The sequence below is a fragment of the Mycobacterium marseillense genome, assembly GCF_010731675.1.
Taxonomy (GTDB): domain Bacteria; phylum Actinomycetota; class Actinomycetes; order Mycobacteriales; family Mycobacteriaceae; genus Mycobacterium; species Mycobacterium marseillense.
On the sequence record NZ_AP022584.1, the window covers coordinates 211305 to 223266 of the forward strand.

Sequence of the window (11962 nt, forward strand, 5' to 3'; positions counted from 1 at the left end):
CTCATCAGGCATCGTCGTCCAGCCCGGCGTCGGCCACGCGGGTGAACTCGGCGCGCATCGTCTCGACGTAGCGCAAGATCGACCTGCGGGCGACGTCGGTGCCCGGGTAGGCGACCACCACCTGCGTTTTGTCGTGCATGCGGTTGACCCACATGCACACCGTCTCCGACAGCCGATTATCTCCCCACACACCGGCGCGCAGGCCGTCGAAGTAGTCGCCGAACGGCAACTTGCGAATGTCGATGTAGGACAGCATCGGGACCGGGCGGTCCGGAACCTCGATGGGGCCCGACGATCCATCCGGCGACTCCAGCAGGTGGTAGTACGGCACGGCGCCCAGGGCCGTGTTCGCGTCAAACGATGCCTGGGCGGCGCTGACGACCTCGTCGAACGAGGCATTGGCGGTCGGAATGGCCAACGGGACGAAACTCGCCAACCATCCCACCGCGGTGGCGTGGGCGGGATCCCGCCGGTTATCGAACGGCGTGAGACCGAAATATGTTGCGGCTCCGGTCAACCGATGCTCGGCCAAGGCGGCGCAAGCGAACACGCCGCCGCTGAAACGCGCCCCGGCCGCACGGCATGCCGCTTCGAACCGCCGGCCCTGGTCGTCGTCGATCAGGTCGAACACGTCGATGGCCCCCGGTGTATCCGCGGCCGCCTCGCCCAGTTCGAGCGGGAATTTCGGCAGCGACCCGTTGTTCGCCGCGAGAAAGGCTCGCCACGAACGGATCTCGGGCGACTCTTCGTTCAGACTCCTGGTGTACGCATGCTGATTCGCGCTGTATTCGCGATGGCTGGCGGCCGGCGCCAGCGGAATCTGTGCCTGCTGCAGCGCACTGAAGTACATCGTCTGGATATCGAGGAAGATCACCCCCGCCGACATACCGTCGGCGCGCAAATGGTCTACGGCGATATACATCGTGAACCGGTCGTCACCCTGGATGACGCCGAAGGTGAAGCAGTCCCATTGCAGCGGATCGGGCGTATCGAGAAGTAGCTTGCGGATCTGCGGTGGGCCCATTCTTCCGAGATCCGTGGGCGCCAAGGTGATGGCTTGCGGCTCGGCGATGACGTAGCGAAGGACCTCGTCGTCGTCGCCGAAGGCAAAACGGTCGTGGTAGGTGTCGTGTCGCCGCAAATGCATATTCACGGCGTGCGTCATCGCATCGATGTCGCAGACACCGCTGATTTCCCAGGCGCCAATGCACAACCGTGGGATATCGCGGCCCCGGCTGACCTGGCGCCGGTAGTACCGAAGATGCTGCGACTGCTGATAACTCACCGGCGCCGGATGGTATTGCGCTTCGGCCGCGCGTCGATAGGTGGTCGCGGTGGGGTACCAGGATACGACGGTGCCCTCGGCCGTCCAGTCCTCAACCGTTCCCAGGAACATGCGCTACCTTTCGTCCGTCAGCTGGTGACGCCAGTTCGGATGACCTTAACGGCACCGGCCATGAGTTGCTGAACGAGTTGAGGGCTCGACGAGCCCCGCTACGCGGGCCCGGCAATTGCCGCACCGACGGATGCGTCGACCAATGCGTGCGAGGGATTAAGTTCACAGTGATGTGGGTCGGTGACCCGCATGCTGTCAAGTGGCGCAAAGTAATGACTCGCCGGCGCACCTGCGGCGCAATCATGAATTCCCCTTTCGGGCCCGAGCAATTCCCCAGGAACTTCTGACAACTCGTCGCGTGCCCGTGTGAGGTCGTCGACGACGGGGGTCATTAAATCGCGTGCGTTAACACAGAACTGCTGCCCGAACAAGCATTTATCTCGGCGCGATGACCCAACCTGTCGATTCCCACCCACAGAGCGCTGTCTTGGCGAGGCCACCCGAGACGATGCTGGGCCTGCCGAAACGGCGCTTTGGTTACCATATCGTGATGTATGGCCGTATTGGAATAGTGTCAGCCGAACCTTTCCGGCACGGATGGTACGGGCAAACAAGATAGCCGTGCTCAAAAGTGCCGTGGCACTGGGTCGCACGCTCCCGCCGATACGAAGCCCCGCACGTGATTGGGCAGGATCCTCAACACTGTCAGCAAACTGCGCGTCAGTTTCGTCCAAATATTAGGCGGCGCTCAAGGGCCATTAACGCGTCGGTTTCCCTGGGGCATTCAACAGTTTCAATGAACCCAGCCTCGGCGAACCGGCAGACCGAACGCTTCGCACGTGGATTCGAAGGCGACCGCGAGGTTTTGGCAGCGCACTGACATTTGACAGTGTTGACTCCGGGTTACGCGCAGACAAACAGCCGGGGATCATCGAGGATGGTCTTCCGACACCCGTCGTTTCCCTCCCGCGAGAGTCCTACAGAAGGGGGCTGACGATGCCCGATGAGCCCCGGGGACCGGCCAGGCTGTTCGATGCCCTGACGACCAAGGGCACCGCCTTCACCGAGGACGAGCGCCGGCGCTTCGGTCTGTTGGGTCTGCTGCCGACGACGGTGAAGACGCTCGAACAGCAAGCCGAGCATTGCTGGCACGAATTCTCCACTCGCCGCGATGATCTGGACAAGCACATCTATCTTCGGGCGTTGCAGGACCGCAATGAGACTTTGTTCTACCGGGTTCTGCTCGACCACATCCCCGAGGCTTTGCCGATCGTCTACACGCCCACAGTGGGGGAGGCATGCCAGCGTTTCAGTGAGATCTACCGGCGGCCGCGGGGACTGTTCGTGTCCTACGCCGAGGGGGACTGCCTTGACGAGGTGCTGAACAACCGGCCCCAGCGTGAGGTCGACGTGATCGTGGTGACCGATGGACAGCGGATCCTCGGCCTGGGCGATCAGGGCATCGGCGGCATGGGCATCCCGATCGGAAAGTTGTCCCTCTACACGCTCATTGGTGGTATCGACCCCGCTCGCACCCTGCCGATCGTGCTCGATGTGGGAACCGACAACAGCGAACTGCTCGATGACCCTCGGTATCTGGGATGGCGGCACCGACGTATCGACGACGACGATTACTACGCGTTCATCGATAAGTTCGTCGCCGCGGTGCGCAAGCAGCTGCCCGACGTGCTGCTGCAGTGGGAGGACTTCGCGACCGCACATGCGCTGCCGATCCTTGCCCGCTACCGCGACGAACTCCTCACCTTCAACGACGACATCCAGGGGACCGCCGCGGTCACGGTCGGAGCGCTGCACGGTGCCGCCAAGGTCGCGGGCCGCCCCCTGTCGCAGCAACAGGTCGTCATGCTCGGCGCCGGTTCGGCCGGCATCGGTGTGCTCGACATGATTCGGCGCCAGATGGTGAACGAGGGATTGTCCGAAGAGGCTGCCTCGGAGCGCATCTGGGTCGTCGATGTGGACGGGCTGCTCACCGATGATCGCACCGACCTCTCCGCCGCGCAGCGTAGGTTCGCCCAGCCGGCCAGCCGGGTGGCGGGCTGGGGTGTGTCCGGGCGCGCCCGGCTCGCCGACGTGGTCCACCATGTCGATGTCGGTGTGCTGGTCGGCCTGTCCACCGCCGCGGGCGCATTCACCGAAGCCATCGTGCGTGAACTCGCGGGCAAGACCGACCGACCGATCATCTTTCCGTTGTCCAACCCGACGAGCCGGGCCGAGGCGCATCCGGCGGAGTTGGACCAGTGGACCGACGGACGTGCCCTGATCGCCACCGGATCGCCATTCGCGCCGCTGCACCGGGGCGGGGTGGAACGCCCTGTTGCCCAATGCAATAACGTCTACATCTTCCCGGCGATGGGCCTGGCCTTGACCGCGGCCCAGGCGACCCGAGTCACCGACGAGATGATGCGCGTCGCCGCGGAGACCCTGGGTGAGGCGTCGCCCGCCCTGGCGGACCCCGACCAACCGTTACTGCCCGCATGGTCGGATGTGCCCGAGGTCGCCGTACGCATCGCTCACGCCGTCGCCGTGCAGGCGGTGGCCGACGGTGTCGCCCCGATGCGCAGCGGTGCGGAGATCTCCGACCGCATCGCCGAGGTGCGCTGGCGCCCGGAATATCCCACCGCGGCGAACACCGGCCGTCAGTAGACGTCGCGCACGTACCGGTGGTTCTTGATCAACTCGTTGACATACGCGTGAGCGGCCTCGGCCTCCATCCCGCCGGCGCGGGCAACCAGGGCGCGCAACGTCTCGTCGACGTCCTTGGCCATGCGCTCGGCGTCGCCGCACACGTACAGGTGCGCGCCCTCTTCGAGCCAGTCGAAGATTTCCGCGGCGTTCTCCCACATGCGGTGTTGCACATATTGTTTCATGGCGGCACTGTTTCCGTCGCGGGAGAACGCCAGGTCGAGTCGCGTGAGCACGCCCGTCTCGCGGAAACTCTGCAGTTCGTCCGCGTAGAGGAAATCGACGGCCCGGCTCCGCGCACCGAAGAACAGCCACGCCCGGCTCGGCGCTCGGGTCACCTCGCGTTCCTGCAAAAAGCCACGGAACGGTGCGATGCCGGTCCCCGGACCGACCATGATGATCGGGACGTCAGCGCCCGGCAGGCGAAACGAGTGATTCGGTCGCAGGTGCACGCGTGCCGTCGCGGCGCGGTCGGCCAGGAAGGTCGAGGCCACTCCGCCATACCGGCGATTGCGGGCGGTGTAACGCACCGTCGCCACCGTCAAGTGCACCCGATCGGGGTTGACCAGCGGGCTCGACGCGATCGAATAGTCGCGGAATTGCAAGGGGCGCAAGGTGTCCACAAGTTCGTCGACCCCCAGTCCGCCCAGCCTGATCAGGTCGAGCACGTCCCTGCCGTACAACCACGACCCGGGCTTCAGGGGGGGCATCGGCGGCGAGGCCACTGAGGGCGGCGACCGCGTCGGCGTCCCTTGCGCGCGATGCCACGAGCGCCTGCAGCGCCCGCGACGGTGCCCGAATATCGAGGTGCTGGGCCAGCAGGACGCCGAGCGGCTCGTCGTAGCCGGCCACGGCGTGGTCGGGGCCCACCCCGAGTTCGCTGAGCACTTCGTCGACCACGGCGGGATCGTTGGTGACGTGCACAGCGATTGAATCGCCCGCGCTGTAGGCGATTCCGGCGCCGGTGAGGTCCAACTCGTAGTGACGAACCTCCTTCTCCGACCCCGCCGCGCTGAGCAGCCGGTTCACGACTATTGGCGCGTCAACAGGCTGGTGGCGCTCCCGGAGCGGTGGGGAAGGATCGGCCAGCGTCTCCTTGGCGATTGTCACGACCCGCGGGCCCGTGGGAGCGTGGTCGGCGGCCAGCAGCTTGACCAGGTCGGTCGTCCACGCCGCCGCGAGTTGCGTGTAGGCGCCGTCGACATCGACCCGCGTGGTCAGCCTGTCCGCTCCCAATGCTTCCAGGCGTTCGTCGAGGAGCCGGCCCGCGTTGCAGAAGAGTTCGTAACTGCTGTCGCCGAGGGCGAGCACGGCGAACTTCAAATGGTCGAGCCGGTCGGCGTTTTCAGCGCTGATCGCCTCCCAGAACAACGCGGCGCTGTCGGGGAACTCGCCTTCGCCGAACGTCGAGACGACCACGATGAAATGGCTCGCCGATTGCAGGTCGGTGATTTCGACCTGGTTGAGCTCAACGGCTTCCGATTCGATGCCGAGGGCCTCCTGGACGGCCTCGGCGAATGACATTGCCGCGTCTTCGGCGTTACCCATGTCGGTGCCGTAACCCACGATCAGTGCGAACTTCGGTTGGGCGGTCATGGTCGCTTCCTCTGTCTGCGCGAACCTGCGGTCGGGCGCTGGCCGTTGCCCGGACATCGCATTAGGGTAGCCTACCCTAATCAGATACGGGGAGGTTGTCCATATGCGCGCCGCGATTCACCATCCGCTGATATCGGGGATGGACATCCGCCGGGAGTTGCCGGTGCATGACTCCAGCCGTCGCCTGCGCGGACTCTTTCCCGCGTGCCCCTTGGTGTATGGCATCGCCGTGCTCGACGATGTCGTGCGACATCGCTGGTGGCCGCTCGATTCCCGCCGGACCGACACCCTGCTGCGGGCGATGTTCGACGATGCCGCGGACAACATCGGTCACCATGCCGCCGCGCGGCAACTGGCGGCCAGCCTGGTCCACGAGATCATCGGGCGGATGCTGCCCTTGGTGTTGCTGGAAGGAAGGGCCTGGGACGTGGGCCTGGAGAATCTTTGGCTGCACCGGGATCGGGATGGTGCGATCGATTGGGCCGCCGTGGTGGACCCCACGTTGCGGGTGTTGCCCGACGATCCCTGCGTGGCCTCGTCCGGCGGCGCTGCCGCGGGATGGCGGCCGCGCCAGGAGGGGGTGCTTACCCTGCCGAATGAAGCGGCGCTGGCGATTTGGGTGGCGCATCGCTCCCACCGAAGTCTGACGCGGCTGTTCGAGTCCGTGTATGTAGTCAGCGGCGGCGTGCTGGCGATCACGGCGATGTGGCACATCGTGGGGTCGGCGATCATCGGGATCGCCGCCCAGATTCCGCGCCCGCCATCCGCGGACGACCACGTGATCATCCGCCGAAGCCAAGCCATTCTCGACGCAATGGTCGGATTCGGCCTACCGGTACGCCGATCACGCTGCACGGCAGTACCTTTGCTCGCCGCGCACGTCGGCTCGAGTTGATCGATACAGTCCCGACCCGGAACATCGCGGCGGTGTGAACATGAACACTATCGAGCGGTCCGTCGGTAGGACAGGACAGTGCCGTGCGACGCGCGTGGAAATGCCAGCGCAGCAGCATGATTGGCAGAGCCCGGTCAGCGGTACGCGGGGCCTGTGCGCTCTCGTTCATGCAGGATTAAGAATCGGGATCACGTGGTATGAGGAGGAGCGTGTCCCGGGGGCGGTCGGACGGACGCCCCCACGATCCCAAGGGAAGGTGAATGGATTTCGCGGTATTGCCGCCGGAGGTCAACTCCGGGCGCATGTACGCGGGCCCCGGTTCGGGATCGATGCTGGCGGCGGCAACGGCGTGGGAGGAGCTGGCCAACCAGCTACACGCCACGGCGGCCAGCATCGAATCGGTGATCTCGGGGCTGACCAGTGAGCCATGGCAGGGACCGACGGCCGCGACGGCGGCCGCGGCGGCCGCGCCGCAAATGGCATGGCTGAACGCCACCGCCGAGCGGGCCACGCAGGCCGGCGCCCAAGCCAAAGCGGCTGCGGCGGCCTACGAATCGGCCCACGCGATGACCGTGCCCCCACCAGAGATCGCGGCGAACCGTTCCCAGCTGACGTCCCTGGTCGCCACCAACTATCTGGGCCAGAACATGCCGGCGATCGCGGCCACCGAAGTCGCCTACGGCGAAATGTGGGCCCAAGATGTCGCCGCGATGTATGGCTATGCCGGTGCCTCGCGAGCCGCCTCGCAGGTCACACCCTTCACCCCGCCGGAGCAGACGACCAATCAAGGCGGACTCACCGCGCAAAGCGCCGCCGTCGCCCAGGCCGCCGGCACCTCGGCCGGACAGGCGCAATCGGGATTGCCTACCAGCAGCGCGATGTCGGCGGTGCCGAACGCGCTACAGAGCCTGACGTCGTCGTCCGCGGGCCTCAGCGACTTTTCGAGCTTCGCGAACCCCTACAACCTGGTCTCGCTCGGGTCCGGGTTTTTGGGGGACGGCGTCGGTCTGATCGGTGTATCGGGTGCCGCGGGCTTCATTTCGGAGGCCGAACACGAACTTGCCGAATCTGGTGCCGGCTCGAAGACGGTCGCGGCGCCGGACAAGGTGGGAACTCCGGGGGCGCCGCGTCCACCGGGAGCGGCGACGACGGTGTCGGCGGGACTGGGCCGCGCGTCATCTCTGGGCGGCTTGTCGGTGCCGCAGGGCTGGTCCACGGCCGCCCCGGAAATACGCCTCACCGGGCTCGAGGCACCCAGCGCCACTCCCGCGAGTCGCCCCGGTCCTGGACTGCTCGGGCAGATGCCCCTGCTGGGCGGTGCGCCGCTGATGACGATGTCCGGGGGTGCAGATTCCAGGGACCGCCGCTCGGCAGACGAAGGCCAAGCTGGTGATCGGCGGGCGGTTGCCGCCGCGATCGCGCCGGGGCGCGGAGCGCTGAGGCGCGAGGTGTCCACCGGTGCCGCTACCGAGCTGCGTGAAATCACCGACGTGCTGGGCAAACTCGCCGACCTGCGGGCCAGCGGAGCGTTGACGGACACCGAGTTCACCGAACAGAAGCAACGCCTTCTCGGCACGCGTTAGCTCAGCCGCGTACAGCGGCTCTCGGGCGGTTCGCGCTGCTGGCGCTAATCCTCTACGCGATGAACTCCTGCTTCGATTATCGCTTGAAACACATACATACCGCGTGTATGTTAATACATACTGTATGTATGTGGAGGTGGAGACATGGGTGCCGTGCTTGAAGCCATAGCCGAAGAACGCACAACCGTTCTGGAGCTTTGCTCGCAGATGCCGGATTCGATATGGGCGATGGACAGTGGATGCTCTGGCTGGTCGGTGCAGGATCTGGTGTCGCACATGGCCTGCAGCTTCTGGTTGGCTGTCGATCCGTCGGCTCTGCCCGATCCTGGAGGATTGCCCGCTGAGCGCGCGGCGGACATTTATATTGAGTCGCGACGCTCTATGACGCCCGACGAGGTTGTGGCCGACTATGAATCGGTGAGCGCACGCGGTCTAGAGGTGCTCGCCGCGATTGAAGGCCAAAATGTCGACATACCGATCGGCGATGTTGGCACCTATCCGGCATCGGTCGTGCCGACAACCTTCGTCTTCGAAGCCTTCGTTCACATCCGGTACGACCTCTTTGCGCCGGACGGACCGCTGCAAGGGGACCCGCCACCGGTCGACGAGCTACGGCTTATCCCCACCCTTGATTGGATCGAAGCGGCACTCCCGCAGCAGAACACGAGTCTGCTCAACGAATTACGGACAGGCGTGGAGCTTCGCCTCGAGGGGCTGTGTCCTCGGATCCTGCGCATCGGCGACCACGACGATGTCGCCGCGCGCATCACGTCCGATTCGCAAGCCTTCGTGCGGTGGGTTACCCAACGCGGTACGTGGGAAAGCTTGGGCGTTCGGGCAGAAGGGGATCCATCAACTCTGAACATAGTGCGCCAGATCAGGGTGTTCTGAGTCCACTGCGGGCCCCGACCCGACGCCCTGCGGCAGGGCATCCCGCGATCTCTGCGCGGTATGTATGAGAATGCACACGTGAGAGGTAGGGATTGATGGCGAAGGGCGATCGCCGCACACAGGCCGAGCGGGCTGCCGGCACGCGTGAAGCGCTGGTCGCTGCCGCCCGCCCGTTGTTCGCGTCGTTGGGGTTTACCGAGGCATCACTGGAGACGATCGTTCGCGACGCCGGGGTGACCCGCGGCGCCCTGTATCACCATTTCGCCGACAAGACAGAGTTATTCGCGGCGGTGTTCGAACAGGTGGAGGGGGAGATGGCCGCCCGGATGGCAGAGGCCGTTGCCGCCGCGGGACAGTCCGATCCCGTCGAGATCATGCGGCTGTGTGCAGGCCTCTGGTTGGACGCGTGCGCCGACCCCGAGATTCAGCGCATCGTCTTGCTCGAGGCGCTGGCGGTGCTGGGATGGGAACGCTGGAGCGCCATCGGGCACCGATACAACATCGGATTTGTCACGGGGCTGTTGACCGATGCCATTGAGTCCGGCAGCATCCCGCGCCAGCCCGTCGAGGCGACGGCTCTGACGATCATGGGGGCGCTGCGCGAAGCAACGCTCTACATTGCGCGCGCTGCCGATTATCACCAGGCGCGGGTGGACGCCGGCGTGGTGATGGACAGGCTGCTTAACGCGTTGCGCACCAACGCTGTTGACTAGTCGGTCGCCATGTGTGGCGGGTCGTAGATGACCAGGAAAACGAGTTCGTCAGAACCCAGATTCGTCAGACTGTGCACGACGTTGGCGGGCACCTTGACGAAGGTGCCCGGCTTGGTCTCCCAGCAATGTTCGCCGAGCTGGACCACGCCGGCCCCGCTGAGGAAACAGAACGCATGGTTGTAACGGTGATGATGCGGCGAGGATCCCCCGCCGGGGCCGAACTTCGTCAACTGCGCACTGAATCGTGCGGAGTAATCATCGCCGGCGAGCTCGTCACTGACCCAGAAGCTCGGCCCCAGGTCGGTCTCGTGCCAGATGATTTCCGCCGGTGCGATGACATTCTGTAACACGTTGTGGCTCATGGGATTAGCCTTCCTCGTCGCGAGACTTCGCGCCCAGCATCGTCACGCGGCGATGCTGCCGCCGCCGTCGGCGCGAATGATCTGACCTGTGATATAGCCGGCGTCCTCGTCCAGAAGAGCGCAGATGGCGTGTGCGATCTCGCGCGGTGTGCCAAGCCGGCGCAGCGGAATAGCTTGCAAGAGACGGGCTTCGCGCTCGGATCCGGCCGGACTGAGCTCGCGGTACATCTCGGTTTCGATCGGCCCGGGCGCCACCGCGTTGACCGTGATGCCGGACTGTGCGAGCTCGCCCGCCCAGATCCGCGTGCACGCTTCCAGCGCCGCCTTGGTCGCGGCGTAGGGCGTGCGCTCCGCGGTGCCCAGCGTCGTCATGCTCGTGACGTTGACGATGCGGCCCCACCCGGCGGCCACCATCCCGGGCAGCACCGCCTGGACGACCTGCACGGCGGTGCGCACGTTCAGGTCGTAGGTGGTGAACAGGTCATCCAACTCGATCGAGCCGATCCGCCCGAACCGCGCTACGCCGACGTTGTTGACCACGGCGTCGACGCGCCGATCCCGCAGGGCTCGCCCGAGCACCGCGCCGGTGTCGGCACGGTCGGTGAGGTCCACCGCGTAGAACTCACCCGGGAAGTCGTCCGGCCTGGTGCGCGCGAGGCCAACGGGCATGTCGCCCGACGCCGCGAGACGGTCGGCGACGGCCCGGCCGATTCCCTTCGACGCCCCGGTGATCAGCACTCGCTTTGCGGTCATGGTGTCCTCCTTCGAACGCATTCGTATGATTACTCAAACGTTTTGGAAAGCCAATCGGACATAACGTTGTTGATATGGCTGATGACCTTGACCTTATGGAGGTTGGATGACGACGTTGTCACAGCTCAAGACGTTTATTGCGGTGGTCGACCAAGGCGGTTTCACGGCGGCGAGCCGGCGGCTGGGGCTCTCGCAGCCGGCCGTCAGCCGCACCGTCGCCACGCTCGAAAAGGAATTGGGGTTGCCGCTGTTCCTGCGTCGAAGGGACGGCCTCTCGCTGACCGAGGCCGGGGCCGTGGCACTAACGCATGCGCGGGAGGCGGTGCGGCAGTTGGCGTTGATGCGCACCGAGGTCGCCGGATTGGCGGGCGACATCACCGGGACGCTGAATCTGGCCAGCCTGCCGACCGCGACCGCCACGCTCGTCGCGCCGCAACTCCGGACCTTCGCCCAGCGCCATCCGGCCGTCACCATCCGGCTGCTGGAGGGGAGCAAGGAAGAAATCTTGGATTGGCTCGACCAGGGCGCCGCCGAGGCCGGGGTGGTCAGCCTCCCGAGCAAGGGCCTCGACGTGGCGGTGCTCGGCGTCCAAGAAATGGTCGCGGTGGTGCCGGCCGACAGCTGGCTGGCGTCCAATGCCATCGTCACCTACGCCGACCTGGCCAAGGAGCCTTTTGTTCGCGGTACCGGCGGCTGCGCCGACGTGTTCATGCCGATTGCGCGGCGGGAGGGCATCGAATTCGACCTGGCCTTCGAGGCCCGCGAAATCGGGGCGACGCTCGAAATCGTGCGGGCCGGGTTGGGCGTGAGCATCCTGCCCAGCGCCGGCCTCCCCGAGCTGCCCGGTGTCGTGGTGCGGCCGCTGTCGCCTCTGACCGAACGGCGTCTGGGCATCGCGGTGTCCGCGAGTGCGTCCGCACCCGCACGGGCGTTTCTCGAGCAGGTCGCCGCACTGGCTCTCGATTAGGTTCGGCGACAACGACTTTGCGGTCTCTGCTGGGTTCACGCCTGTCGATGACCCCTCGGATGCCGTGACGGGTTGTCAAGCGGCCCGGTACCACATGGTATGTTCGCCGACGTGAACACCGGCGTGCGCGCGTATTGGCGCTTTATCGAGGCTCCGGGCGGAG

Annotated in this window: 9 protein-coding genes and 1 pseudogene; 6 read left to right on the plus strand and 4 right to left on the minus strand. The window is 65.7% G+C overall.

All coding sequences use genetic code 11. The features are described 5' to 3' along the window. Positions 1-4: 4 nt before the first annotated feature. Positions 5-1396 (minus strand): condensation domain-containing protein, encoded by a 1392-nt coding sequence (locus G6N26_RS00935; RefSeq protein WP_067166556.1) that lies wholly within the window; start codon positions 1394-1396, stop codon positions 5-7. A gap of 936 nt (positions 1397-2332) precedes the next feature. Here G6N26_RS00935 and G6N26_RS00940 point away from each other — a divergent pair. Then, on the plus strand, positions 2333-4000 hold the full coding sequence (locus G6N26_RS00940; protein WP_083016485.1) for an NAD-dependent malic enzyme: 1668 nt from the start codon (positions 2333-2335) through the stop codon (positions 3998-4000). Here the strand turns inward: G6N26_RS00940 and G6N26_RS00945 are convergent. Continuing rightward, positions 3994-5635, minus strand: a pseudogene (locus G6N26_RS00945) (diflavin oxidoreductase). The gene G6N26_RS00940 and the pseudogene G6N26_RS00945 overlap by 7 nt on opposite strands. 103 nt (positions 5636-5738) lie before the next feature. On the opposite strand from G6N26_RS00945, the gene G6N26_RS00950 reads away from it, so the two are divergent. The 4 genes from G6N26_RS00950 (at position 5739) to G6N26_RS00965 (ending at position 9717) form a co-directional block, all read left to right on the plus strand. Further along, positions 5739-6530, plus strand: coding sequence for an iron reductase (locus G6N26_RS00950; RefSeq protein ID WP_083016487.1), 792 nt, complete (start codon positions 5739-5741; stop codon positions 6528-6530). Positions 6531-6790: 260 nt separating this feature from the next. Beyond that, the gene (locus G6N26_RS00955; protein ID WP_083016489.1) at positions 6791-8113 is read left to right on the plus strand and encodes a PPE family protein, SVP subgroup; all 1323 of its coding nucleotides are present in this window, start codon (positions 6791-6793) and stop codon (positions 8111-8113) included. A gap of 144 nt (positions 8114-8257) precedes the next feature. Then, a complete protein-coding gene (locus G6N26_RS00960; RefSeq protein ID WP_083016491.1) occupies positions 8258-9004 on the plus strand; it encodes a maleylpyruvate isomerase family mycothiol-dependent enzyme in 747 nt (248 codons plus the stop codon). 95 nt (positions 9005-9099) lie between these two features. Next, entirely contained in the window at positions 9100-9717 is a 618-nt protein-coding gene (locus G6N26_RS00965; protein WP_083016493.1) for a TetR/AcrR family transcriptional regulator, read from the plus strand. On the opposite strand, the gene G6N26_RS00970 is transcribed toward G6N26_RS00965, so the two are convergent. Both G6N26_RS00970 and G6N26_RS00975 read right to left on the minus strand, forming a co-directional pair. Next, positions 9714-10079 (minus strand): cupin domain-containing protein, encoded by a 366-nt coding sequence (locus G6N26_RS00970; protein WP_083016495.1) that lies wholly within the window; start codon positions 10077-10079, stop codon positions 9714-9716. The two genes, G6N26_RS00965 and G6N26_RS00970, sit on opposite strands and share 4 nt — an antisense overlap. Positions 10080-10121: 42 nt before the next feature. After that, positions 10122-10832: an SDR family oxidoreductase gene (locus tag G6N26_RS00975; protein WP_083016527.1), complete on the minus strand. Its 711-nt coding sequence runs from the start codon at positions 10830-10832 to the stop codon at positions 10122-10124. Between the two features lie 106 nt (positions 10833-10938). Between G6N26_RS00975 and G6N26_RS00980 the strand changes: the two genes are divergently transcribed. Beyond that, the gene (locus G6N26_RS00980) at positions 10939-11799 is read left to right on the plus strand and encodes a LysR family transcriptional regulator (RefSeq protein WP_083016498.1); all 861 of its coding nucleotides are present in this window, start codon (positions 10939-10941) and stop codon (positions 11797-11799) included. Positions 11800-11962 lie beyond the last annotated feature (163 nt).